Genomic DNA, 24,960 nt, shown 5'->3' on the forward strand with positions numbered 1-24,960 from the left:
CATCTTATATTATTATCATGAGCGGTAACTTTTTCACAACCACCCTGCGCAGTCTCTGGAGAAACAAAGCATACAGTTCATTGAATATTTTCGGCCTGGCTATCGGCGTTGCCTGCGCGGGCCTCATCTTCTTGTGGATGGAAGATGAAGTGAAGTATGACAGTGTGCATGTAAAGAAAGACGAATTATACCGTGTACTGGAACACCAGACCTATGAAGGTAAAATACGTACGTTCTGGTCAACACCCGTACCGCTGGCAGGAGCTGTCAAAGCAGAAATACCGGGTGTGGCCAATGTATGCCGGGTAAGTGGCAGCAAGCCTGTGCTCTTCACATTGGGCGATAAAGGCATTTATGAGCGGGGCGGTTATGCCGATCCTTCCATATTCAATATGTTTTCCTGGCAATTTGTACAGGGCAACCCAGCCAATGCCTTCAAAGAATTATATTCCATCGTGATCTCTGAAAAAATGGCGGGACAGTTCTTTGGGTCTTCCGCCAATGCGATGGGCAAATCCATTAAGCTGGATACCAAACAGGATTATGTGGTCTCGGGTGTGATAAAAGACCTGCCAACTAATTCCACATTACAAACGGAGTGGCTGGCCCCATTTGATGTTTACAGTAAACAGTTTCCAGATCGCCTTAATAACTGGGGCAGCAACAGCATCGCCACTTACATTGAATTAGCCCCCAATGCCAACAAGCCCAACGTGAACCAGCAATTGGGCGGCATGATCAAAAAAAGGAATCCGGAAACAACTACCACGCCTTTCCTGTTCAGCATGAACGATTGGCGCCTCCGCGACGAATTTGAGGACGGAAAGCAAGCTGGCGGACGGATCACCTATGTGCGTATGTTCACTGTTATTGCCTGGATCATTTTGCTGATCGCCTGTATCAACTTCATGAACCTCGCCACGGCACGCAGTGAAAAGCGGGCGCGGGAAGTGGGCGTACGTAAAGTACTGGGTGCCGGCAAGCAGCGATTGATCATCCGGTTTATTGGTGAATCCATCCTGATGGCTATCATCGCAGTGGCCATAGGTTTATTTATCATCGCGCTGGCCCTCCCGGCTTTCAATGTGCTCGTTGAAAAACAACTTACTCCCGGACTCAACAATCCGCTTCATATAACAGCTTTATTGGTCATCGCGTTACTTTGCGGATTGGTGGCCGGCAGCTACCCCGCGCTGTACCTGTCTTCCTTCAACCCTGTATATGTATTCAAAGGCATCAAGTTAAAGAGCGGCAGCGCTGCTTTTATCAGGAAAGGATTGGTAGTGGTACAGTTCACGGTTTCGATCATCCTCATCATTAGCACCATCATCATTTACCAGCAGATCCAGCATGTAAAGAACAGGGATATCGGTTACGACCGAAATAATCTCGTGGCAATGGATGTACGTGGTAACATGGCGAAAAACTTCGCTGTCATCAAAGACGACCTGCAAAAAACAGGAGCTGTTGAAAACGTAGCACTGAATAGTTACAACGTGATCGACATCGGCAACAACAGTTCTAATTTTACCTGGCCCGGCAAAGACCCTAATAAATCAATACTCATTTCTGCCAGAGGCGTTAGCCCTGAATTCATTGCCACGGCAGGTATGAAGGTGATGGAGGGAAGGGATTTTCAAAAGAATGCAATCGCCGATAGCTCCAATGTACTGATCACGGAAACATTTGCCGCCATGCTGGGAGAGGGTAGTGCTGTTGGCAAAACCATTTCATTTGAATCTGGCGATGGCACGTTTCATGTAGTTGGCGTGGTGAAGAACTTCATTTATGGTGATATGTATGCGCCGAGCGATCCGGTTATGTTCTTCCTCAATAATGACATAGCCCGGACAATGTACATACGCCTCAGCGATAGGGTGTCTGTAGAAGAAGCACTGGCCAAAATAGGTACAGTAATGCGTAAGAGCAACCCGGCTTATCCGTTCGAATACCATTTTGTCGATGACCAGTTCAACGACCGCTTCGCCAGCGAAGCGCTGATCGGAAAGCTATCCCGCGTATTTGCCTTGCTGGCTATTTTCATTTCCTGCCTGGGCCTGTTTGGACTGGCGGCTTATACGGCCGAGCGCCGCACACGCGAGATCGGCATCCGCAAAGTATTGGGTGCCAGTGTAACGAGCATTACCAATTTGTTATCAAAAGAGTTTTTACAATTGGTGTTGCTGTCTGCCCTCATTTCGTTCCCGCTTGCCTGGTGGGCCATGGATCAATGGCTGCAAAGCTATTCTTACCGCATTTCCATACAATGGTGGGTCTTTATCGTGGCAGGTGGTCTCGCCGTGCTGATCGCGTTGTTCACCATCAGCATTCAATCGGTGAAAGCTGCCCTCATGAACCCTATAAAAAGTTTGAGAAACGAATAAGTGAGACTGTTCGACTGCAAGTCCGCCCCCGCCTCAAGCGGGGGCTTTTTCTTTTATAGGCAGCTTTTAGTAAATTGAGTGCAACTTCTAACCCCAGCTCAATAGCAACCGAACGATGCGAAGCTATATTACGTACATAATATGCATGATCACAGCCAGCCTGATATCTTCATTGATCAATGCACAAAACATTCCTGTAACTAAGGGCATCGGCGTACCACTTGATACATTACGCGCTCTCGTTGAAACTTCCCCCGGCAGCAGGCTTACCTGGTATGGAGAGTACAATAAGCGAAGGTTAAGAAAAGACAAAGATGTAATCACCTTTTTTGGAACTGTATTCAATAACAACAAGCAATTACCCGAACTGTATGGAGAATTGCGCAAGTTAAAGGGAGTCCGTATACATACAGCGTTTGAACAAAACGGCTTGATAAGGAGTGATAAAATTACTTTCAATACTAAAAATGTTCACACAGAGTTGTTCCTGGAAAGCATAGACAGCCTCGTTTACCGGAAAAAACTGTTGCTGACCACCACTGTACATGCACAAAGCAATATCCTTCAACGCGTACAAGACTACCGATGGGTGAAGGATGCATGGGCACCTGTTATCCAGGCTCCTTTTTACAGTGACTACTATTACCTTGTTGCAGAGGTCAGGGCTCACAACAATATTACGCTGACTGCTGACCGGCACCCTGATTACGTATTAAAAACAGCTACCCCCGGTGATGCAGCCTGGATCGACTCTTTATATGCAGGTCAGTTCCGGCATGAAAATTCCTGTTGCTATACCTTTAACAAGGTAGGCAGCGTCCTGAAAAAACTGGTCAAAAACGAAAAATGGGACGTACTGAAGGACCTGCTGTATTCTCCCAATTACTTTTATGCTGTCAATGCCATGGAGGCGTTGCTATACGGTCAAAACCAGCAAAAAGTAACGTTGAACAACAACGACAATCAAAAGATACTGGCCCTCAAAAACGCCACCTGGCAGATCATATCCCAACCTTTTGATGTTGTCTATACTTATGAAGGTTATGGCAAACTGAAGCTGACCGACGAAAAAGTGATCAGCAAATACAAGGTAGCTATGGAATGGTAGCTTTTTTAGTATCTTGCTACCTCCTAAACCCCAAAACTGTGCGTAGACGCTCCATCCGTGTTATAGCCCTCGTTTTATCGTTATATATTACCCAGTCATTATCTGCTCAAAAAACACCTGCACCGGCTCCTACACCTGTACGTTGTGGCTCCGCCGAACAACTGGAAGCACTGCTAAAAGCCGACCCATCACTCAAAGCACGTATGCAGGCCGATGAAGAAAGACTTAACCAGGAAACGGTCAGAAGAATACAGGCACGCAACAGCAACAACGCAAAGCTCGATGCCATTGTAACCATCCCGGTGGTAGTACATATCTTGTTGTCCGATCCTTCCATTATCACAGATGCGGATGTCAACTGGCAGATCAATAAGCTCAATGAAGATTTCGGGGGCACCAATGCCGACAAGGTAAATGCCGGTGTGTTTGCCTCTTCGTTCGGTCAGTCGCAAATTCGTTTCTGCCTGGCCCAGCAGGATCAAAATGGCAACCCTACTAACGGTATCGAACGCATCAGCACAGCCGTTACCTGGAATCAAAATACATCAGACTTCCTGAAGAAGAAATCAAACTGTGGGGCCGACTCCTGGGACCCTAATCGTTATTTCAATATCTGGGTAGCAAGGGCCACCGATGGCACACTCGGTATAGCTACCTTTCCCAATACCAACCTGCCCGAAAACCAGGGCATCGTTCTTGCGTTGAGTGGGTTTGGAAATAACCCCGCCTACGTAAGCGCTTCTTTCAACCTCGGCAGAACGGCTGTTCACGAAGCTGGTCACTATTTTTACCTGCGCCATATCTGGGGTGACGGTGGTGGTTGTCAGTCTGATTTTCCTTCAGTGGCAGGGTTGACTGATTTTATAGATGATACCCCAGCACAAAGCAACTTTACATCCGGCTGTCCTACAGGAACACAAGCTACCGGCTGCACAGGTTTTCCCAATCCGCCCGGTAAAATGTACCAGAACTACATGGACTATACAGCAGATGCCTGTTATTGCATGTTCACCCTCAACCAGGTAGCACGCATGGAAGCGGCGCTCACCACCTTCAGGGCAAGCCTGCTGAACTCCAACGCCTGCACACCTCCTGCAGCTGTCGCAAACGATGCAGCATTGGCAGCCATCCTGTCGCCGGCCACAGGTACCTGTGGTGGCGGTTCCAGCTCTTTTTGCTCTCCGGTAGTAACGCCCGGCGTAATGATCAAAAATTATGGTTCAGCCAATCTTACCAGTTTACAGATCAAAGCACAGGTAGATAATGGTGCTGCAGTAACCTATAATTGGACTGGCAACCTGGCGCCACTGGCTACAGCTACCGTTAATATAACAGCTATCACGGCGGCAAGCGGTAATCATGATCTGAAGATCTATGTGTCCAGCCCCAATGGCGCTGCTGATGGCAGAAATACCAACGACACATTAACTACCAGCTTTGCCATTCTTTCTCCGGTTACAGGCCCTATTGTCGAAGGCTTTGAATCTACTGCCTTCCCTCCAACAGGCTGGACCTTACAAAATCTGAATACAAGCTCCATCACCTGGGAACGGACAACCACAGCCCGGAAATCGGGCAACGCAGCCGCACGCATACGCTTTTTTGATTACAGCGGTAGCAACGGACACCAGGACCTCCTGTTATCACCCGTACTGAATATAGCAGGTGCAGATTCCGTCATCTTCTCGTTCGAACGCGCCTATAGAGTATATGGCATTACACCTACCTATGCCGATTCACTGGCTGTTGTCATTTCGTTCAATTGCGGCGAAACTTTTACAGAGGTGTGGAAGCGGGGAGGGGTGGACCTGGCCACGACTGCCGGCACAATTACGTCAGCTTATATTCCTGTTGCTGCCGATTGGTTATCCACGCGCATCAACCTGAAACCATTCCTGGGCAATGCTACCAGCGCCATCGTTGGCTTCAGGACCGTTAACAGGTATGGCAACAACTTGTACATAGACGATGTCAACATCAATGTATATGCTTCTACCCGCGACCTCATGGTAAGCAGCATTGCCGAGCCCGGCAAAGTACTGTGTACACGCAATACGCTGCCGGTAGTACAAATCACTTCTGGTGGTACAGAAACCATCACCAGTGCAAAAGTGCTGTTCCGGGTGGATAATAATCAACTCGATTCGGTACAGTGGACAGGCTCACTTACCAAAGGGCAGTCGGCATCGGTGACGCTTAAGAACATCGCACTGACTACCACCGGCACACACGTTCTTACTGTGTACACCAAACAACCAAACGGCCTTGAGGATGCTGCCACCAGCAATGACACCAGCCGCATATCCTTTACAGTGAGCGATCAGCAGGACGCGCCGCTCAAAGAAGGATTCGAAGCCGCTGCTTTCCCACCAGCCAACTGGGCATTGAATAGCTCCGCAAGTGCTTACACCTGGGAGTCTACCAACCGCAGCGCCAGTGAAAAAACAAGGGCTGCCTGGATCAGGAACTTCCGCTTCGCCGGCAATGGCAAAACGGATGACCTGTTTACGGCCCCCGTACAGGTAAGTACCTTCGACTCGTTAGTAGTTCGGTTCGATGTGTCGTACAACCTGTCGCGCCCCGTTGGCAGTTCAGTAACGCCAACCGATACGCTGGAAGTGCTGCTGACCAAAGACTGCGGTAAAACGTTCCAATCTGTATACAGAAAAGGGGGAGCAACGCTGCAGTCTACCGGAACGCCGGGTCAGGCAGTTACCTATGCCGCATTCGATACGCTGGGACACGTACCCACTGCGCCGCCTCAATGGCGTTCTGAATACATCGACCTCAGCAAGCTCGTATCATCTGGCGCTCCCTTCCAGGTAGTATTCCGGAACATGGGCAAAGGAGGCAATAATATCTTACTGGATAATATCAGTATCAACCCCGTGATCCTGCCTGCCTTGCTGAAAGAAAAAGGCTACTTGTTATCGCCCAATCCTTTCGAGGGCACCTTTACCATCAGGCACCTCGAAGTGCCGGTGAAGCTGCAAAATATCCGCATCACCAATCAAATGGGCAAAGTGGTGTATACGCGCAACTTCAATGGCAATGCTGCTGCCAACATGAGCATTTTCATTGGCGGCGGCACCGGGGTTTATTATGTGACCATGCAATACAGCGACAAGAAGATCACGGAACGATTGATTAAGATCAGATAGTTGTAAATTGAGAGAAAAATAAATGGAACAAAAGCTTTTTGGGGCTGTAGACGATTATATCAGTCTCCTCTTCAACGGCCACGACGAAGTGCTTGCTGCTACAGAACAATCCATCATCGATTCAGGCATTCCCTCCATCAGCGTGTCGCCCAACCAGGGCAAACTGCTGAACCTGCTGGCGCAATTGAGCAAAGCAGAGAAGATACTGGAACTGGGCACACTGGCTGGCTACAGTACCATCTGGATGGCAAGAGCTTTACCCGCCACCGGCAAATTGATCTCGCTGGAGTATGATCCCAAACACGCCGCTGTTGCGCAAAAGAATATAGAGTTGGCAGGCCTCGACAAAGTAGTGGATATCCGCATTGGCAAAGGGCTCGATCTGTTGCCAAAGCTTGTAGCGGAAGGAGCTGGCCCTTTCGATATGATCTTCATTGATGCCGATAAACCGCCTTATGCAGAATACTTCGAATGGGCGCTCAAGCTTTCCCGCCCCGGCACGCTCATCATAGCCGATAACGTGATACGCTCAGGTAAGGTGCTCGATGAAAACCATACAGATGAAATGGTAACCGGTGTACAACGATTCAACAAAGCACTGGCTGCCAGCAAAGCTGTAACGGCTACTATCATTCAAACGATAGGCGCCAAAGAGCATGATGGCATTGCACTCGCGATCGTGAAATAGCATTGTTATTTCGCAGGCAGCGCCTCTAATATCTTACCGATCATATCGCCCATATTTCTGTTCTCTATCCAGCGCACAACAGCTACAAGATCGTGCTCGGGATCAACATAAATGAAGTTGGTGCCGTTACCGATGTGTATGAAGGAACTGACGGGAGCTTTAGCCGCCATCTTATGATCGGTATTCAGGAACCAGTTCATATAACCATACGTTGTATTGGCAGTAGTGGGGGTGAGCGCCTGTTTCACCCATTGTTCAGACAGCAGTTGTGTTCCATTCCAGTTGCCCTTGTGGAGTGTCAGCAACCCAAAACGCCCCATGTCGTATGCATTGATATACATGCCGCCTCCCCAATGGCCGCCACCGCTTACAGATTGCACAATGGCGCCATCCAGTATGATCCAGGAATTATCATAACCCATCCAGCGCCAGGTATTCGAAGCGCCTATCGGGTCCATGATCAGGTTTTTGAGCACCTGTGGCAATGGCTGTCGCCACACACTGGTGGTCGCAAGTGCCAGGGCATTTACACGTACGTCGTTATACTTATACACCGTACCGGGTTGGTGGCGCTTGCGCGTTTGCCAGGTCCTGAAGTTGCTGTCTGGTCTGTCGGCCCAATCAGGCTTACCCCACAAGGTTCCTTCCCAATCACTGGTTTGCCGCAGCATAACGTCCCAGGTCAGTGTACGGTTATGTGCAGAAGCAAAAGGAGTGATCACTTCCGTAGCCGCGCCAGCATGATATACTTCAACCGGTGGCACATACTGCGCCACGGTATCGTTCACACTTTTTATCATGCCACGATCTACCGCCAGGCCCACTACCGATGAAAGGAAGCTCTTCGTTACACTGTTGGTAATATCCACGCGGGTAGTGGGTCCCCACTCAGCCACCACATAACCTTTATATATAATAAGACCGCTGGGGCCTTCACGGTCTACCAAGGTGCCCACCGGATTGCTGTAAGGCTCTCTGCCAAAGGATTGCTGCTGTGCAGTAACCATGTCACGGGATTGCCTGGACTCATAGCGCTGAGCATAAGCAATAGCAGAGTCGATCTTTGCAGGGATCAGTCCCAGCGAAGCAGGCGTCTTGTGTTCCCAAACGCCTTTGGCGGGAAAATAGGGCTTGGTGTTTTTGGCGGTTTGTGCAAAGCCTGCATACGCTACCAGCAGCAGGCCGGCAAAAAGGAGTTGTCTCATGGTATTCCAAATATATTGCAAATAATCGCTGATAACCATATCTTTAATAAGGTTAAAAAACATACCCCATGCCATCACCCGACCGGGAAGATATTCACATCATTAGCCGCAACAGCAACTGGTCTGCGCCCGGCGTACACAAAGCGCTGAAAGAACAGGTATACAACAACCAGTCTGCCTGGCAGCGATTCCTGAAATTATTGTTCATCAGCCTCGGCATTGGCTTCACCACAGCCGGCATTGTTTTCTTCTTTGCCTATAATTGGGACAACCTCCACAAGTTTGTGAAAATAGGATTGATCGAAGGACTTGTCATCGTGAGCACGCTGCTCATTGTTTTCTCGCGGCTGAGTACACTTCTCAAAAACATATTACTCACCGGTGCGGCCGTATTGGTGGGCGTGTTAATGGCAGTCTTCGGACAAGTATACCAAACCGGCGCCAATGCCTACGACCTGTTCCTGAGCTGGACGCTGGCCATCACCATCTGGGTAGTCGTTGCCAATTTCCCGCCCCTGTGGCTGGTGTATGCGCTGCTGATCAACACCACACTCAACCTGTATGCAGAACAGGTGGCTAACCACTGGCCGGATGAACTGGTTTATTTCCTGCAGTTCCTGGTCAATACCGCTTTGCTCTTAGGCGTTTTATTCATGGCGAAGAAGAACACAGCTGCATCTCCGTCCTGGTTCCGGATCATACTGGCGCTTGCAGCCGCTACTACAGGCACCATTGCTATGATGGCTGGCATATATGGACATAAGGGGGTAACATTCCTCGTAATGTTCCCAACCGTAGCTATTTTGTATACGTTAGGTTTCTTTTACGGATTACGGCAGAAAAGCCTGTTCTATATTTCCGTGATCTCTTTTAGTGCTATCGTGATCATAGCCGCCTGGTTTATTGACCTGTCACATGATGCAGGCATGTACCTATTTGCTTCCTTATTTATAATTGCCAGCATCACCTTCCTCATCAAAAAATTAATTGACCTTCAAAAGCAATGGGCCCATGAAAAAGGAGCATGAAATAAACGCTTTACTGGAACAACTGCAGGCCCAGGAAGGCGCTGAGCTTGCTATAGACAACGAGGCCGTGTTGGCTGAATACCAAAAGATAGAAGCCGGCAGAAGTGGCATTGCCATCAAAGTGCTTACTATATTTGGCGGACTGTTGGCCACGCTGGCATTCCTCGCTTTTTTAATGATTGCGGGCCTGTACAATTCCAACGCCGGCATGACCATCATTGGGATCATCTTCATTGCGGGGGCTATTTTTATTAGTAAGCAGTTTGATATCCTGATCTTTGATTCGATAGCCGTCACGGCTTTTGCTTCCGGATTATTCCTGTTGGCGATGGGCATAGAAGGAGGGATCAACAATGAAGACCTCGTATGCTTTCTTTTTATTGGTATTGGCATTGCCACCTTAGCCATCGTCCAAAACTATATCCTTGCCTTCCTGGCTGTGCTTACTATCAATGGCGCATTGATCTGCTGGATATTGTTGAATAATAATTATAACCTGTTGCACATCTATATTGCCATCGCAACGATCGGGCTCACCACATTCATGCTGCAGGAGGCCAATATCATCACTGCCGGTAAAAAGCTGTCCCGGTTGTACAACCCTATCCAGTTAGGATTATTATTTTCTGTGTTGGCAGCTTATGCATTCGTAAGCACCGCGGGAATATTGAAGTTTTCTCTTCATTTCAATCTTGTATCCTCCATTGTAGCCATCGGCGCTATTCTGTACCTGCTGCCACGCCTGTTGCAAATGTTCAATATACAGCGACCCGACACCAAAGTGCTCATATACCTCGCCGTTACGCTGGTGTTGATGCCTACACTATATGCACCTGCCATTGCAGGCGCTTTACTGATCACACTATTGTGTTTTTGGGTCAACTATAAAACGGGGCTTGTCATTGGCATTGTAGCATTGGTGTATTTCATCTGCCGGTATTATTACGACCTGCAGCTTACCTTACTGGTGAAATCCATCCTGCTGTTTGCCTCCGGCGTGCTCTTTCTGCTTTTTTACCTGTTAACCCATAAGAAACTCGAATCCCATGAAAAAATATAAAGTCGTCATCATTGCAGTGAACCTGGTGTTGGTGCTGGCCTTCTTTCATTACTCCATCAACAGGAAAGAAACCATAGTAAAGGAAGGAAAACTCATCCTGCTGGAGTTGGCACCGTATGATCCACGCTCTTACCTGCAAGGCGATTACATGGACCTGCGTTACGCAATCGCCAATCAGAACGGCTCAGAAGATATTCCCAAACGTGGCTATTGTGTAGTGCAGCTTGATTCGGGGTTAATTGCCCAAAGGGTAAGGCTGCAATCCAACAGAACACCGTTGAACCCCGGCGAATACCTCATTGAATATACAGCTCCCCGCTATTGGCAACTCAACATTGGCGCCGAATCCTTCTTTTTCCAGGAAGGACAGGCCGGCAAATATGCCCGCGCAAAATATGGCGGTATTAAAGTCGACGCCAAAGGCAACAGCGTGCTGATAGGCTTATATGATGAACAGAAAAAGCTGATCCGGTAAACACCTGAGCTTTCCAACAAACCATTTTGAGCTTTCCAACAAAACAGCCCGGCTGTTAAGTGACCGACCTTTGTCTAAACAAATTCAAATAACAATGACAAAAGTTTGGTTTATAACAGGCAGCTCCCGCGGATTGGGCAGAAGCCTCACAGAATCAGTACTGGCCAAAGGCCATCAGGTAGCCGCCACAGCGCGCAGGCCGGAACAGTTAAATGATCTCGCCGCAAAATATCCCGGTCAGTTATTACCCTTGCAGCTCGATGTTACCAACAACGAACAGATCAGGTCAGCAGTAGCAAAGACCATTGAACATTTCGGCCGCATCGATGTACTGGTAAACAATGCAGGTTTTGGCATTACGGGCGCTGCTGAAGCGTTTACCGATGAACAGGTACGCAGCCAGCTCGACACCAATTTATATGGCCCCATTGAGATCACCCGCGCTGTCATTCCTCATATGCGCCAGCAACACTCCGGCCGCATTTTACAGATCAGCTCTATCGGTGGAAGAGTTGGCTCTATGGGGCTTACCATGTACCAGGCTGCCAAGTTTGGCCTGAGCGGTTTTGCGGAATCACTGTCCCGCGAATTGACGCCATTGGGTATTTATGTCACTTCAGTGGAACCGGGCGGTTTCCGCACGGATTGGGCTGGCGACTCCATGAGCTATGCACCCAGGGTAGAAGGGTATGAGAATACGATAGATGTGGTCAGCAAAGTACTCAGCTCCGGCACTTTTGTACCAATGGGCGATCCTGCCAAAGCAGCCAACGTAATGATCGACCTCGTGGAGCACCCTGCGCCGCCCACTCACCTCGTATTGGGCAGCGAGGCCGTTGCCATCCTGCAAAAGGCCGACGCCAGCCGCAAAGCCGATCTCGAGAAATGGTTGCCCGTAAGCATATCCACCGACCATGATGATGCCCTTAACTTCTTTGAAACAGAAGCCGGAAAACAACTATCTAAGCTGAAAGGTGTTTAATATAAAGACAGCGTATTACCTGAACAAAAAACCGCTCAACGCCACCAGTCAGGCCGCTCAAAGCGGCCAGACTACAGCGCCACAGAACACAATTCACTTCAAACAGGTGACTGCTTCACCAAAAGCTGTAACCTGTTTGAAGGTGTTTATACTCTAAATTTGAACCATGTCCATTAAAGACGATAAGCAACCCTCCATAGTCTATTCCTGCTATGCCAACCGCAGCAGGGAAGGAGAGCAGTTTGTACTGGACCATGCCTTCAGCTACCAGGAAGCGGGCACACTCATCCTCGATGACGGCACTAAGAAACACACCTTCAAAGAAGGCGATTTCAAACTCGTAAGAAGGAACCACCTGGTAAAATTCAATAAGCTGCCGCCTGCCCACGGCGAGTTCAAATCACTCTCGGTATACCTCGACCAGGAAACCCTGCGCAACTTCAGCATGGAATATGGCTATAAAAACGAAAAACATGAAGAAGGGAAAGCCATTATAGCGCTAAAGAACAATCCACTGTACAAAGGCTATATCGATTCGCTCATTCCTTACCTGCAAATGGACATAACGGGCAATAGCAAGCTCACTGACCTGAAATTGAAAGAAGCGATCTTGCTGCTGTTGCAGATAAACCCGGAATTGAAAAACGTCCTGTTCGACTTCAGCGAGCCCGGCAAGATAGACCTCGAAGCATTTATGAACAAGAACTATCATTTCAATGTCGAGATGAAAAGGTTTGCCTACCTCACCGGCCGAAGCCTGGCCACCTTCAAGCGCGACTTTGAAAAGATATTCAACGCGTCGCCCAGCCGCTGGCTGCTGCAGAAAAGATTGCAGGAAGCCTATCACCTTATCCGCAACAAAGGCGCCGCTGCATCAGACATCTACCTCGAACTGGGCTTCGAAGACCTCTCACACTTCTCGTTTGCCTTTAAGAAAATGTATGGAGTGTCGCCATCGAAAGTATAAAACATAACACATCAAACGCCACCACGTCCGCAAACTGAAAAAATAAATCAGTGCTGTATTAAAAGCATCCCTTTCAACCCATCAACCTTTCAACTTATCAACTTCCTGAAGTACCTTCAGGAAGTATGATCATCGTTATTCAATGCATCGATCGGGTAGGATTGGTGGCCGCTATCACAGGCGTGCTGGCAGCGCAGCAGTTGAACATCATTTCGCTGCGGGAACATGTGGACAAGGCAGAGAACCGCTTCTTCCTGCGTGTACAGGTAGAGCAGGACGTTATACCGGAACCTGTTGCCAGTCAGCTCCGCGCTGTGCTGCCATCCGATGCTGTTATCGTGGTAAATCCTTTACCTGAAAAAAGGGTAGTGGTGATGGTCACCAAAGAATACCATTGCCTGGCCGATATGCTCATCAGGCATTATTTCAAAACACTGCAGGCTTCTATACAGGCTGTTATAGGTAATTACAATACGTTGCAGGATATCTGCAACCGCTTCGAAGTTCCTTTCTTTCACATTTCGCATGAAGGCATTTCCAAAGAAGCATTCGAGCAACAGATCAGTGAACGGGTTGGTCAATTCGCACCCGATTATATAGTGCTGGCCAAGTTCATGCGCATCTTATCACCTGCATTCGTAGCTAAGTTCCCGGGCCGCATCATCAATATACACCATTCTTTCCTGCCTGCCTTTGCGGGTGCCAACCCGTATAGGCAGGCTTTTGAACGCGGCGTGAAGCTCATAGGCGCCACCGCGCATTTTGTGACCAACGACCTCGATGAAGGGCCTATTATCGCCCAGCAGATCATTCCGGTAAGCCACTCGCTTACGGCAGCAGACATGATGCGGGCTGGTAAGGAAATAGAAACGGCAGTACTGGCCAAAGCACTTCGCCTGGTGGTCGATGACCGGGTGTTTGTATACAACAATAAGACAGTTGTATTCGAATAGGGACTGTAAACTTCGATTAGAATTTATGTACAAACCCAATACCTACTGCGCCATCCTGGTAGGTGGGCATAAACACGGTGTTGGGATTCTTTTTCTTGAATATGCCACGTTGTATCATGGGATACAACCAATAGGTCAGTCTGGTTGAAGCAATACCGATACCTGCTCCGGTCACCACATCACTAAACCAATGCTTGTTGTTGTACATGCGCAGATAGCCGGTAGTAGCAGCCACGGCATAACCCGCCACACCATACCAGGGAGAAACATCTTTGTACTCCTGCCGCATAAACTCAGCCGCCACAAACGCATTGGCAGTATGACCGGAAGGAAACGACATGGCATCCGATCCGTCAGGACGTCTTTCTTTACTCAGATTCTTGAGCGTAAATACGGTGCTATTGGAAATCAACATGGACATGGTATACAGAATAGTCCTGTCTTTAAAATTATGCTTACCCTTAATGCCCGCGGCATTCAAACCATATACAGCTATTGCCGGCGCATATTGCAGGTAATTATCGATGTGGATAGCATGATGCGGATGCTCGATGGCCACTTCATTACGGATATTCTTGTTGACACCCCTTAACCCATCGCTGCCCAATGAGGTGAACCCATAGGAGATCATCGCCGCGGGAATGATAAACGACTTTAAAGGGAATGCATTGGATTGTACCGGGACACTCCAGTTCACAGCCCTTCGTATCGTATCCGTAGCCGGAATGGCCACGCCCGTCGAATCAGTGTATTGCGCAGTAACAGGGGTCAGGGCGGTGCAGGTGATGGCTGCAAACGCCAGTGATTTTAACCAGTAATGCATTTATTTAATCAGGGGGATTTTATTATTGCAAACTAAACGTAAATTTTAAAGAAAAATTGAAGAGCTATACCCTCCCGGAGCTGGGTAACCGGAGGAAATAAGCGTTTTTACGTATGCATGAATCACAACAAATCAGTCTTTTATCACTTTAAATTTCCATGTATCCCTATGACAGTCAGGAGGTTGCTTACATTCTCGTAACACAACCCATGCATAACAAGCAGCTACGCCAGCAGGCTGAAAGTATCCAGTTAAAAAAATCCTAATGTTATTTTGGGCATGTCGTAAATTACCCGATACAGCTATTAGTCGTGCCCGATTTGTTTTTTTTCCTTACTTTTAACGCAATACTTCTTTCGTAAAGTGGAAAGGTAAAAAAAAACGGGTTTTACTCGCACAGCAACGGAAAAAGTTGAAGGCAAGGCTTCCGATACACCTGGTTAAGGCCTCCGGTGGTAGTCGGCTGTCTGTATCATCTTTTTTTCACTGGTAACGTAATAACCTGTTCATGAAATCGGCGGGAGAGCTCTTAATTCATTCATTTCAACAAGGCGGGGAAAGTGCTTTTGCAGAGATCTATAACCTGCATTACAATAGCATTTACTACTATGCACGGCACTTTGTAACCGATGCCCAGGAAGCAAGGGACATTACCGCCGAGACTTTCGTGAAGCTGTGGAAGCTGCGCGCCAACTTCGACAACATCCACAAGATCAAAACCTTCTTACACATCACTACCCGTAACGCTTGCATCGATGCATTACGCCACCAAAAGTGGAAAGCTGGCAAGCTACAGCAATTGGTACAACTGCTGACGGAAGATAACGAGTCCATGGTCACGCGCAACAATTCACCCATGGCGGCCGCTACCAAATTTGTGAATGGCCTGGTGGAAGGAGAGTTACTGCGTCGGATATACGAGGAGATCGAAAACCTGCCTCCACAACGCAGGACCATCTTCAAACTGGCTTACCTCGAAGGCATGAAAAACCCTGCCATCGCAGCCCAGCTCAGCATCAGCGTACAAACGGTACAAAACCAAAAAACCATCGCGCTCAAATTCCTTCGTCTTAATGTCCTCAGCCAAAAGCCTGTACACTAATGGGCCATTTCGCTTTTTTTATTAGCCTGATGGTACATACCTTCTTTTCGTTCGTTATATACTACGATCCCCCAAGAACTGTATAAAGTGCAGTTTATCAGTCCAAGGTGATTTAAGCATTCATTTGTTATACTGCTCCGGTACAGCAATGTGCCGGCAGTACCTTATCAGATCTTTCCAGGTCTGACCCCCGCTTCCCGGCCTCCCCCGTTTAGGCCGGGATTTTTTATGGGGTAGCCGGCACGGGCGGTATTAGTATCTGACTTTTTCGTTATAAGTAATAGCACACTTGATTCTCTAAACCTGTTCCCATGAACGATATCGTAAAACGGATGACCCACCTCATCACCGGGTACCTGAGAGGTTCATTGGATCCCTCGGAGCAGCGGGAGTTGGAACAATGGATCAGGGAGTCGGAAGACAACCGCCAGTTGTTCGAATCCCTGACAGACCCCGCCAACCTGCGTGCGGCGCTGAACCGGTTTGGCGAAAAAAGACAGCTAATGCTGGACAGGATCAGGGACTCAATAGCGATCAACAGGATACACCGGTCAGCATGGTGGCATATATGGGGGCGCTGCATAGCAGTGGCCGCAGTGGTATCGCTGCTCTTCATAGTGGCCTGGTATCTCATGAATAAAAACACCCTCCGGTATACAACCAGCAATATGCCCGATCCCTACGGGGACGATGTACAGTTTGGCAGCGATCAGTCGAGGCTCACACTGTCCGATGGCTCAGTCATTATACTCATCGATTCTATCAATGGCGTATTGGCCACCGATGCCAGCAGCAAAGCACAGGTCATTAAAGAGCATGGCTGGCTTTCATATCGCAACAGCGCTCCCGGCGACAGCTTATACTTTAATATGCTACAGGTGCCCCGCAAAGGCCAGCGCCGCGTACTGCTGCCCGATGGGAGCCGCGCATGGCTCAATACAGGATCAAGCCTCCGGTATCCAATTGCATTCAGCACCCGCGAGCGCCGGGTAGAACTGCAGGGAGAAGCTTATTTTGAAGTAACGAGCATGCCATCCCAGCCTACTGCCGATAACACTCCTTTTATCGTTGACCTGCCTGGTGCTACCAGCTCTACGCAACTGGTCATGTCAGGCGCCCGCTTTAATGCGAAGGCCTACCCCGACGAACCTATCACGTACATTACCCTGGTGGAAGGCGATCTCAAATTGAACAGGGGACACCAGATCCTGACTTTGCAACCCCGCCAGCAGGCGCGGCTCGAACACAATGGGCAGATAGCCATATTCAACCAGGCAAACCCCGAAGAGGCCATTGCCTGGAAAGAAGTTAATCAATAACGCAGTTATGCTGAACGAAACGATTGAAAGAAAAGCCGAACTCATCCTCAAATACCTACGAGGCGAGCTTTCCTGGGAAGAACAGCAGGAACTTGATCGATGGCTGGCTGTAGATACTGAGAACAAAGCTTTACTGGAAAGCATCACAGGGTTCGGCGACCTTACCCAGGCCCTCGCAGATTACGCCATTAACAAATCGAAGATCTGGGATCAGATAGGAGCCTCCATTCCTTTAAAACAATGAGATCGTACTATTACAAAACCAGATCATACTATCAGGCATACACAACAGCATCTCGTTATTTTTTTGATCTAACGCAAATAAACACCTTCAATAGGCCCTGATTGCATATATTGTAAGTACTTACACTTATAGCCGTTTAATCATTTGTGACTACAATGGTAAAAAACAATAAAATACCGTAGGAATACTTTTTTGTAAGAACGATTATACTGTTAGATTTGATGACTCTCCAATTATAACGGTGATGGTCGCTGGACCAGCCAAGCAGCAACTCTCCTCAACCTGTTGACCGACCCTTTGGATAGCACACCTGGCTAATGCCTGGTAATGGTGCTTGATATACTGTAGATACACAGTCCAATTTTGCTACCATGGATAACACCAGATTACTGATGCTTACACATGACGGCTTACACCGGCTTGTTGAGTTATACTTACACCGTACGGTGAACCTTATTGCTATGCGTCCATTTACTGAGAAACAATTATGTAGTCCGCTTGACCCTGGTATCCGTTACACCCCTTTCTTTTATGGATTGTTACCGGGTGACCGCCGGGTATTTTCTTTACGGCCTTTTTGTATTCCGCTCGACCTGCCTATTATTTATAATTGGTTGCAGGAATATTGCAGCGTACCAGGCAAAAATCCTTTTGCGCCTGTACAACAATTACTGGAAGCCTACCATGATCTGTTGACTTCCGATTATAGCCAATCGTTAGTAGCCGAGATCGATGGCATGCCCATCCTGCAAATAGATATTATTCGTGCCGACCAGGATGAGATCAGTTTGAAAGAGAACATTCAGGCAGGCGATTATTGCATCCACTTCCTGTTCTCGCCACACTTCGACGAACCCATGGAATATTTTGCAAGTGCATTAAATAGTTGCTTGTATAGTTTCTTTTCTTTCCCGGGCATCAGGCGTGTGTTCTGCAAAGCAGCTGTCTCCGATAAACGGTCCAACAGGCTTTTGCAGGGAGCAGGGTTTGTATTGAATAAAACAGTGAAAGATTATCCCGGTACCTCGGTGAATATTTACCGGCACGACTATGTGCCTACTGTAACCGGCTAAAATATTTGATATAAGTTTCCATTGAGCCTTATCCTATCCTTTCAGCGTCCCTTCCCGTTTATGCGGGAAGGGCTTTTTTTATGCCGTAATGGTTAGCTTATAACCCTTGCCATGCACATTGATGATACTGATGCCGGGATCTTGCTGCAATTTCTTGCGCAGCTTCGACACAAACATATCAAGACTGCGGCCAACAATAACCCCTTCATCTTCCCACACTTCTTTCAGCAACCTGTTGCGGTCGATCATCTCATTGGGTGCCGTGGTAAACACCTGCAACAGCTTTGACTCTTTAGCAGTAAGCGGCACGGCCAGCTCACCCAAAACAAGTAATTGCTTGACCGGGTAAAACCTGTATTGTCCTATGGAGATTGCCTCAGTAGTTTCTTCTACGGTTGGCACTGGTGCAGACGCTGCCGTTTCGCTTATCCCTTCTTCGGGAAGGTTTTCCTTGCGACGCCTGTTGTACAGTATGCGTGTCAGCAACGATAACCCAATAGCCACCAGACTTCCCCCCAACAGATACCAGGAAGCAGTGCCTTCTTCTTTAACAGGAGTGGGAAACATCAATTTGATCTTATAGCAGGCTTTTTCCTGGACCCTGCCCCTACACGGAACGATATTTTGCGTACTGTCCCGGTTGATGGCATAACCAAAGATCACCTCATTGTCCCTGCAGGTGATCACCTCTACCACGTATTCAGTGGGCAGGAGGCGTGCCTTCACTACCTGGTTGATGACCTTTACCAGCGAATCAGGCACAAAAGTGAAAGGACTTTCAAATTGCAACAGGTATTCGTGTTCGGCTACCTTCTTGACCGGCAACACGCGCGAGGAAAAATCCCCGGACTGCAGCAACACCTGGTGACCGATATCCCGCATCATGATCATTTCTTTCTCCTGGTCATAAACCGGGATAATGACAGTCTCCTTCCTGGTGGCAGTCCAGGACACGATGAGGATGAGCGCAACGGCGGCAGGCAATAACAACTTCCACTTCATACATGTAAAAATAGCACTTTAACACCCGCAGCAGCAGCCGTTTGCACAGTTTTTACAATCGTTTACATAGATTTTACTACCCATTTACCACTACCGGGAGCACCCACTGTAGGTTTGTGCAACAACCCAGACACTATGTGTAAACAACTATTGCTGACAACTATCTTGATCATCACAGTTGCTTATTTCACTGCCTGCCGGGACACGCCAGCGCCGCCAGAAGCGACAACCACAGCCCCCATCGCCGACCAGGATACTACCGGCCACGCTATCGGATATCAGCTCCTGTTGCCTCAAAGCATCATCAAATGGAAAACCAGCCATGTGGTAGGTGGTGGGCACGAAGGCACCCTGAGCCTTGAATCGGGCAACCTTGCCGCAGACGCTACAGGCAAGTGGGTGGGCGGATATTTCACGATCGACATGAACACCATCCGCGTTACCGACCTTAAAGAAGAGGAGAGAGAGGGCGTAGAAAAACACCTGAAAGATGACGATTTCTTTGCCGTACAAAAACACCCCAGAGCTCACTTTTTGTTTACCCAGGCCATCCCATCAGGCAACAACACCTTTGCCATCACCGGCAACTTATCGATCAAAGGCGTAACCCAGACCATTACCTTTTCCGCAACCCTTGAGCCAGAAGGCGATCTGGTGAAGAGCCGCGCTTCGTTTCAGATCGACCGCACCAAATGGGGCGTCAACCACCAGTCAGGCAGCGTTTTCTCCGGCCTTAAAGATGACATCATAGAAGATATGATACCCATCACGCTGGAATTGGTATTCAAAAAGAAGTAAACCATTCATCGGTCAATTCCCGGCAAGTACAACTTCCGGGAAGTTGATTGACCAGATGGCAGGGAAGCCCCTTTAAATACCGAGCAACTTCGTGATGATTGGATAATTGCCGGCAATGTAAACGAAGAAAAGAACAATGAAAAAAATCCCCAACAGCCATTCGAAAATAATGAGACGTACAAATCCCCTTGAAAAAGAAAAGTAAGAAGAAGGAAACTTAGGCGAAAAGAATACAATGAAACTAAAATAAAAAGATTTGAACAGGTCGAGACTAACAACCTTTGAAAATACCCGCACGAATCGGCTCCTTTTAGGCTTCTCATTACTGGTAAAGTAATTATCCGCCTGCTCCGTTTTCCTTGGCTTACTGAGGTGATCATTGATCTCGCGCTGATAAAACACCCTGAAAAGGATACAAAAAATACCAATCAGTAGCAGACAGGTACCGAAAAAATTCATTTCACCCTCATACCCAAAATTGACCACGGTTTCCAGAAAACAAAGCCAGAAATACTTCACCCGGGAATGCCTTTTATAATACTCCTGCTCATATTGTTTCGCCTGGTAGAAAAACCAGTTGCTGACCTTTTGCTGATTAGAACCTAACAGATCGTCGCTTTTATAATTCGACTTCAGGTATTCATTAAGCTGCTGGTATTTCAACCTTACTGTTTCAAGATCCTGCTCTGAAAAATCATCGAACGGATTGATTACACTATCTTCAGTATCAAAAAAAGGAGCAAACACCCTTGTTTTAAAAGCCCCCTGTTCATTGTCCCAGTATACATACAGATCGCTATTAGACCACCCCCAATCGACAATAAAAAAGATCTTTTCAAATGAAGGGAAGTCCAGCGACAGCTTATTGATTGCATCATCTTTGGAAAGCAGCACATTGCAATACTTTTTAAAAAAACTACCCTTTAAGGAAGTGCCTCTTTCGAAAGAAACATTTCTTAGATCGATTAATCGTTGAAACTTACAACCTTGAAACTGACAGGTGTCAAGGATTTTATCCTTCAGGAAGAAAGGACCATTGAATTCGCAGTTTTTAAAAATTATCCCTTTAAAAGATTTAGTCTGAAAGATGGCGTCAGCATTAAAAATGATATCCGTAAAAGCCATGTTCGTAAATGAATAAGGCACCCTTGCTTCAGAAGAAATTCTTTTTACATCGGAGGTATCATATTCCGGCCAATAGGCGCTATACGGATTGAAATCATCAATGAAACTATCATCATGATCCACCACAAAGCTGGAATCAAAAACAAGGTTTTCAAACCTGATTTTAGGGAAAACCAGGTTCCGCCGAGAAAGACTGAAATAGGTTGTATTATCATTAAAGCTGAGGGATACCGAATCCTTAAAAACGGCATTACACAAGGAAAACCATAGATAATTATTTCTAATAAGCGAGAAGGAACAATGAAAGATCAATTTATTGACCTTCAAGCCATACATCTTTTTCCCCTTCTCAACGGGAAGCAATCTGTTAACATTATCATGCCCAATATTCAAATGAACCATACTGTTGAACACAGAAATCGGCGCCGTCACATTCACATCGGCGTAGTACTCGTTGTAAGTATTAAGCAATCTGTCGGCTTGCTCATCCTCCGATAACTCTCTTCGTATTGGCTTAAGCACTACGTTCCCCCCTTGATTGTTTACACACGAATGCAGAATACTCTTAAAAAGATCGCCGGCAAAAACAGAATCTAAATTAAATCCATCATTGATAAACGGTAGAGGCTTCTGACCTGGTAGATATTTCAAATAGTAATTATCAGACCTTTCCTTTTCCTTGTTAGCACCATACAACCGTACAATAGAATCCTTGGGCATCCTGTAAGGTTGCCTGAGTATATTTGAATCGGCTATATACAAATAGTGATACTCATCGCTGATACTGTCTACAAGCTTGCTTTGAGCAAAGCCAACGACATGAAACAATAATCCAAGGATAAAGAAGTAATAACGAGTCATACATGAAATTGCTCGTTTTTATATTACTAAAAACAGGTGTTTTTCACGTATCTGCATTGACCTTATAAGTAAAATCCGCCAGTAAACAGTAAATTTTATTGAACACCAATAACGGTTCCACAACACCCAGACGTCCTTACTACAAGCTGGTGATCACCCCGCTTTTCTTCCTCCTTGCCCTTTACCTACCTGCGAAAACAATTTATTACTAACTAAATAATCAACGATGCGCAAGCCATTATTAACCATATCCAGGTTATTCGCTATTGCTATGCCCATAGCGATCACGGCAACCATGTCCGGCTGTCATAAACCAAACTTCAAAGAAGATAAGCCGGCAACACCTTCCGATAATGAAACACAATTGCTGGCAGTAATTGCCAATCCCTTAGGTGATCAATCTTTTGCAGCTTTGAACAACGCCTTCCTCGTCACCTCCGGTTCAACCCAATATTATAAAGAAGCACTCAACAACAACCAGGACGATTACTTCTGGCGGCAGGCCCTTTCCATCCAGATGGTAGAAGATGTATACCTGCGCACCAAGAACCCCGCTCACAGAACATTGATCACCAACCTGCTCAATACCTTCCTGCAAAATGAACAAGGCTCCGGCGGCTTGTACGACTGGAACTGGAATGAATACAATGACGATCTGTTGTGGGCAGGCATAGCCTTTGCACGTGGCTACCAGATCACAGGCAATACCGTTTTCCTCAACCAGGCAAAGTATGCTTTCAACCGTGTGTATGACCGTGGGTGGGACAATGCGCTCGGTGGCGGCATCTGGTGGGATATCCGCAAAAATGAGAAGTCGGGCCTGAGCAACAACCCCGCCATCATCCTTGCTTTATACATCTATGAATCCACACAAGAATCGATCTACCTCACCAAAGCCAGCGCTATTTACGATTGGGTATGGGCCACACTTTATAACACCAGCACCGGTGCTGTATATGAGCACATCAAAGCCAATGGTACCAAAGCCACAGACGCCAATGCTTACAACGTAGGTGCTTTCGTAAGCGCTGCCAGTGCCCTGCACAGGATCACGGGTCGCGAATCAGTGTTTGACGATGCAAAAAGATCAGTCGACTACATCGTACTGATCCAAACCAGTAATGGCATCATGACGAGCGGCCAGCGAGACGGTACCTGGCAATCTGAATTTGCTCGTGGCATCGGAGAGTTTGTACGCGACAACAACCTCTGGAGCACTTACTGGACATGGATGCGCAACAATGCCAATGCCGCCTGGAACAGGCGCCGCACCGACCTGAATATTTCCTGGAACAACTGGACTACCAACATGCCGGTCGACAATGTGGCCCGCAGCCTCGAATGCATCGGCACGGTGGTGATGCTGAATGTAACGCCCGTGGCCCAACCTGGGTTTACCAGCGGCGCCACCTTCCGCATCACGCCTAAGATCAATGAAGCCAATGCCCTCGATGTTATTGCCGCAGGTACTGCCAACCTCACCAAGACAGACATTTGGTCTTATTATGGTGGCGCCCATCAAAGGTGGACATTGACCTCACAAGGCCGCGGGTATTACAGGATAACGCCCACACATGCTACCAGCATAGCGCTCGATGTGAACGGCGGTAGCAGCGCCAACAATGCCGACGCACAGCTCTATACCTGGAACAATGGCGGACCCTCGCAAATATGGAAACTGGTATACGACTACGACGGCTACTATAAACTAAAACCTAAATGCGCACCGCTCAATTGTCTGAACGTAGCAGGCAATAACCCCGCCAATGGCACACGCTGCCTGATGTGGAAAGAAAGCTATGGAGATAATGAACGTTGGTTGTTGCAAAACTAAAAATCCTATCGCCCCCGTGCCAGTATTGACAATTCAGTCCGCAGTTATCTGCGGACTTTTTCAAAAAATAGGAGTGTGGTTGATATGGTAAGAAGTAAGCCCCTAACTTTACACACTTACCACATTCATGTCAACATCACTACAATTACATCACCTCGAAAGACCAGGCTACGCCATAGACCTCTTTGTCCCCGACGCGCAGGAAGTGCAGGAAAGCTATTTCCGCCAAAAGCAGCAACAGGAAGAAACACCTTTCCCGCACTGGACCAAACTATGGCCCGCAGCACTCGCCATGAGCGACTTTATACACCAGCATCCGGAGTTGGTACAAAACAAGAACGTGCTGGAATTGGCTGCCGGATTGGGATTACCTTCTTTCATGGCCGCCCGCTATGCCACAACGGTTTGCTGCAGCGATTACCTCGAAGAAGCCATTGCCACAATGGCAAGATCTGCACAACACCTACAACTGTCAAACGTCACCAGCCGTTTGTTGGACTGGCACCACCTGCCCGGCGATCTTTCAGCCGATGTGTTGCTGCTCAGCGACATCAATTACGACCCGGATCAGTTTACACAACTCTACCAGGTGCTGCAACAATTTCTTCAGCAAGGCACCCTGATTTCGCTCACCACGCCACAACGCCTGATGGCCAAGCCATTTATTGAAAAGCTGTTACCCTTCTGCAAACAGCAACACGAAATAGTTGTTGAGTATCAACAGCAACATACCCCCATTAGTTTACTGCTGTTACAGGGATAGACCGC

Annotated in this window: 21 protein-coding genes; 17 read left to right on the top strand and 4 right to left on the bottom strand. The window is 47.6% G+C overall.

Going from position 1 to position 24,960, the window contains the following annotated elements; all coding sequences use genetic code 11:
* Positions 1 to 17: 17 nt before the first annotated feature.
* The 4 genes from AC5JBY_RS16215 to AC5JBY_RS16230 all read left to right on the top strand — a co-directional run bounded on the left by AC5JBY_RS16215 (position 18) and on the right by AC5JBY_RS16230 (position 7,341).
* A complete protein-coding gene (locus tag AC5JBY_RS16215; RefSeq protein WP_495905666.1) occupies positions 18 to 2,384 on the top strand; it encodes an ABC transporter permease in 2,367 nt (788 codons plus the stop codon).
* A gap of 145 nt (positions 2,385 to 2,529) precedes the next feature.
* The gene (locus AC5JBY_RS16220) at positions 2,530 to 3,492 is read left to right on the top strand and encodes a hypothetical protein (RefSeq protein ID WP_495905667.1); all 963 of its coding nucleotides are present in this window, start codon (positions 2,530 to 2,532) and stop codon (positions 3,490 to 3,492) included.
* Positions 3,493 to 3,530: 38 nt separating this feature from the next.
* Complete coding sequence (locus tag AC5JBY_RS16225) at positions 3,531 to 6,653, top strand: choice-of-anchor J domain-containing protein (protein ID WP_495905668.1); 3,123 nt, start codon at positions 3,531 to 3,533, stop codon at positions 6,651 to 6,653.
* Between the two features lie 22 nt (positions 6,654 to 6,675).
* Positions 6,676 to 7,341, top strand: coding sequence for an O-methyltransferase (locus tag AC5JBY_RS16230; RefSeq protein WP_495905669.1), 666 nt, complete (start codon positions 6,676 to 6,678; stop codon positions 7,339 to 7,341).
* A gap of 5 nt (positions 7,342 to 7,346) precedes the next feature.
* On the opposite strand, the gene AC5JBY_RS16235 is transcribed toward AC5JBY_RS16230, so the two are convergent.
* Entirely contained in the window at positions 7,347 to 8,546 is a 1,200-nt protein-coding gene (locus AC5JBY_RS16235) for a serine hydrolase domain-containing protein (protein WP_495905670.1), read from the bottom strand.
* Between the two features lie 68 nt (positions 8,547 to 8,614).
* On the opposite strand from AC5JBY_RS16235, the gene AC5JBY_RS16240 reads away from it, so the two are divergent.
* The 6 genes from AC5JBY_RS16240 to purU all read left to right on the top strand — a co-directional run bounded on the left by AC5JBY_RS16240 (position 8,615) and on the right by purU (position 14,011).
* The gene (locus tag AC5JBY_RS16240) at positions 8,615 to 9,574 is read left to right on the top strand and encodes a DUF2157 domain-containing protein (protein WP_495905671.1); all 960 of its coding nucleotides are present in this window, start codon (positions 8,615 to 8,617) and stop codon (positions 9,572 to 9,574) included.
* The gene (locus tag AC5JBY_RS16245; protein WP_495905672.1) at positions 9,558 to 10,634 is read left to right on the top strand and encodes a DUF4401 domain-containing protein; all 1,077 of its coding nucleotides are present in this window, start codon (positions 9,558 to 9,560) and stop codon (positions 10,632 to 10,634) included. The genes AC5JBY_RS16240 and AC5JBY_RS16245 overlap by 17 nt, the downstream gene beginning before the upstream one ends.
* A complete protein-coding gene (locus AC5JBY_RS16250) occupies positions 10,621 to 11,109 on the top strand; it encodes a GDYXXLXY domain-containing protein (protein ID WP_495905673.1) in 489 nt (162 codons plus the stop codon). The genes AC5JBY_RS16245 and AC5JBY_RS16250 overlap by 14 nt, the downstream gene beginning before the upstream one ends.
* Positions 11,110 to 11,203: 94 nt before the next feature.
* Positions 11,204 to 12,091 carry an oxidoreductase gene (locus tag AC5JBY_RS16255; RefSeq protein WP_495905674.1) on the top strand — a complete coding sequence of 296 codons (888 nt, stop codon included), beginning with the start codon at positions 11,204 to 11,206 and terminating at the stop codon, positions 12,089 to 12,091.
* Positions 12,092 to 12,257: 166 nt separating this feature from the next.
* The gene (locus AC5JBY_RS16260) at positions 12,258 to 13,058 is read left to right on the top strand and encodes a helix-turn-helix domain-containing protein (RefSeq protein WP_495905675.1); all 801 of its coding nucleotides are present in this window, start codon (positions 12,258 to 12,260) and stop codon (positions 13,056 to 13,058) included.
* Positions 13,059 to 13,183: 125 nt separating this feature from the next.
* Complete coding sequence (gene purU / locus AC5JBY_RS16265) at positions 13,184 to 14,011, top strand: formyltetrahydrofolate deformylase (RefSeq protein ID WP_495905676.1); 828 nt, start codon at positions 13,184 to 13,186, stop codon at positions 14,009 to 14,011.
* Between the two features lie 16 nt (positions 14,012 to 14,027).
* On the opposite strand, the gene AC5JBY_RS16270 is transcribed toward purU, so the two are convergent.
* Positions 14,028 to 14,834 carry a phosphatase PAP2 family protein gene (locus tag AC5JBY_RS16270; RefSeq protein WP_495905677.1) on the bottom strand — a complete coding sequence of 269 codons (807 nt, stop codon included), beginning with the start codon at positions 14,832 to 14,834 and terminating at the stop codon, positions 14,028 to 14,030.
* A 508-nt stretch (positions 14,835 to 15,342) separates the two neighbouring features.
* Between AC5JBY_RS16270 and AC5JBY_RS16275 the strand changes: the two genes are divergently transcribed.
* The 4 genes from AC5JBY_RS16275 to AC5JBY_RS16290 all read left to right on the top strand — a co-directional run bounded on the left by AC5JBY_RS16275 (position 15,343) and on the right by AC5JBY_RS16290 (position 18,572).
* Positions 15,343 to 15,936, top strand: a complete 594-nt coding sequence (locus AC5JBY_RS16275; protein ID WP_495905678.1) for an RNA polymerase sigma factor — start codon at positions 15,343 to 15,345, stop codon at positions 15,934 to 15,936.
* A 311-nt stretch (positions 15,937 to 16,247) separates the two neighbouring features.
* Positions 16,248 to 17,255: a FecR domain-containing protein gene (locus tag AC5JBY_RS16280; RefSeq protein ID WP_495905679.1), complete on the top strand. Its 1,008-nt coding sequence runs from the start codon at positions 16,248 to 16,250 to the stop codon at positions 17,253 to 17,255.
* A gap of 7 nt (positions 17,256 to 17,262) precedes the next feature.
* Positions 17,263 to 17,499, top strand: a complete 237-nt coding sequence (locus tag AC5JBY_RS16285) for a hypothetical protein (RefSeq protein WP_495905680.1) — start codon at positions 17,263 to 17,265, stop codon at positions 17,497 to 17,499.
* 371 nt (positions 17,500 to 17,870) lie between these two features.
* Positions 17,871 to 18,572, top strand: a complete 702-nt coding sequence (locus tag AC5JBY_RS16290) for a GNAT family N-acetyltransferase (RefSeq protein WP_495905681.1) — start codon at positions 17,871 to 17,873, stop codon at positions 18,570 to 18,572.
* Between the two features lie 78 nt (positions 18,573 to 18,650).
* Here AC5JBY_RS16290 and AC5JBY_RS16295 read toward each other — a convergent pair whose 3' ends face one another.
* Entirely contained in the window at positions 18,651 to 19,574 is a 924-nt protein-coding gene (locus tag AC5JBY_RS16295) for a winged helix-turn-helix domain-containing protein (RefSeq protein WP_495905682.1), read from the bottom strand.
* Between the two features lie 135 nt (positions 19,575 to 19,709).
* Between AC5JBY_RS16295 and AC5JBY_RS16300 the strand changes: the two genes are divergently transcribed.
* The gene (locus AC5JBY_RS16300; RefSeq protein ID WP_495905683.1) at positions 19,710 to 20,372 is read left to right on the top strand and encodes a YceI family protein; all 663 of its coding nucleotides are present in this window, start codon (positions 19,710 to 19,712) and stop codon (positions 20,370 to 20,372) included.
* A 72-nt stretch (positions 20,373 to 20,444) separates the two neighbouring features.
* Here the strand turns inward: AC5JBY_RS16300 and AC5JBY_RS16305 are convergent, their stop codons facing one another.
* Positions 20,445 to 22,358: a hypothetical protein gene (locus AC5JBY_RS16305; protein ID WP_495905684.1), complete on the bottom strand. Its 1,914-nt coding sequence runs from the start codon at positions 22,356 to 22,358 to the stop codon at positions 20,445 to 20,447.
* Between the two features lie 226 nt (positions 22,359 to 22,584).
* On the opposite strand from AC5JBY_RS16305, the gene AC5JBY_RS16310 reads away from it, so the two are divergent.
* Both AC5JBY_RS16310 and AC5JBY_RS16315 read left to right on the top strand, forming a co-directional pair.
* Positions 22,585 to 24,192 (top strand): glycoside hydrolase family 76 protein, encoded by a 1,608-nt coding sequence (locus tag AC5JBY_RS16310; RefSeq protein ID WP_495905685.1) that lies wholly within the window; start codon positions 22,585 to 22,587, stop codon positions 24,190 to 24,192.
* Positions 24,193 to 24,319: 127 nt separating this feature from the next.
* Positions 24,320 to 24,955, top strand: coding sequence for a class I SAM-dependent methyltransferase (locus AC5JBY_RS16315; protein ID WP_495905686.1), 636 nt, complete (start codon positions 24,320 to 24,322; stop codon positions 24,953 to 24,955).
* Positions 24,956 to 24,960: the final 5 nt, after the last annotated feature.

Source organism: Paraflavitalea sp. (assembly GCF_059502485.1).

Coding starts and splice junctions, on each gene's coding strand:
- AC5JBY_RS16215 (WP_495905666.1), top strand. CDS start 18: ATGAGCGGTAACTTTTTCACAACCACCCTGCGCAGTCTCTGGAGAAAC.
- AC5JBY_RS16220 (WP_495905667.1), top strand. CDS start 2,530: ATGATCACAGCCAGCCTGATATCTTCATTGATCAATGCACAAAACATT.
- AC5JBY_RS16230 (WP_495905669.1), top strand. CDS start 6,676: ATGGAACAAAAGCTTTTTGGGGCTGTAGACGATTATATCAGTCTCCTC.
- AC5JBY_RS16235 (WP_495905670.1), bottom strand. CDS start 8,546: ATGAGACAACTCCTTTTTGCCGGCCTGCTGCTGGTAGCGTATGCAGGC.
- AC5JBY_RS16240 (WP_495905671.1), top strand. CDS start 8,615: ATGCCATCACCCGACCGGGAAGATATTCACATCATTAGCCGCAACAGC.
- AC5JBY_RS16245 (WP_495905672.1), top strand. CDS start 9,558: ATGAAAAAGGAGCATGAAATAAACGCTTTACTGGAACAACTGCAGGCC.
- AC5JBY_RS16250 (WP_495905673.1), top strand. CDS start 10,621: ATGAAAAAATATAAAGTCGTCATCATTGCAGTGAACCTGGTGTTGGTG.
- AC5JBY_RS16255 (WP_495905674.1), top strand. CDS start 11,204: ATGACAAAAGTTTGGTTTATAACAGGCAGCTCCCGCGGATTGGGCAGA.
- AC5JBY_RS16260 (WP_495905675.1), top strand. CDS start 12,258: ATGTCCATTAAAGACGATAAGCAACCCTCCATAGTCTATTCCTGCTAT.
- purU (WP_495905676.1), top strand. CDS start 13,184: ATGATCATCGTTATTCAATGCATCGATCGGGTAGGATTGGTGGCCGCT.
- AC5JBY_RS16270 (WP_495905677.1), bottom strand. CDS start 14,834: ATGCATTACTGGTTAAAATCACTGGCGTTTGCAGCCATCACCTGCACC.
- AC5JBY_RS16275 (WP_495905678.1), top strand. CDS start 15,343: ATGAAATCGGCGGGAGAGCTCTTAATTCATTCATTTCAACAAGGCGGG.
- AC5JBY_RS16280 (WP_495905679.1), top strand. CDS start 16,248: ATGAACGATATCGTAAAACGGATGACCCACCTCATCACCGGGTACCTG.
- AC5JBY_RS16285 (WP_495905680.1), top strand. CDS start 17,263: ATGCTGAACGAAACGATTGAAAGAAAAGCCGAACTCATCCTCAAATAC.
- AC5JBY_RS16290 (WP_495905681.1), top strand. CDS start 17,871: ATGGATAACACCAGATTACTGATGCTTACACATGACGGCTTACACCGG.
- AC5JBY_RS16295 (WP_495905682.1), bottom strand. CDS start 19,574: ATGAAGTGGAAGTTGTTATTGCCTGCCGCCGTTGCGCTCATCCTCATC.
- AC5JBY_RS16300 (WP_495905683.1), top strand. CDS start 19,710: ATGTGTAAACAACTATTGCTGACAACTATCTTGATCATCACAGTTGCT.
- AC5JBY_RS16305 (WP_495905684.1), bottom strand. CDS start 22,358: ATGACTCGTTATTACTTCTTTATCCTTGGATTATTGTTTCATGTCGTT.
- AC5JBY_RS16310 (WP_495905685.1), top strand. CDS start 22,585: ATGCGCAAGCCATTATTAACCATATCCAGGTTATTCGCTATTGCTATG.
- AC5JBY_RS16315 (WP_495905686.1), top strand. CDS start 24,320: ATGTCAACATCACTACAATTACATCACCTCGAAAGACCAGGCTACGCC.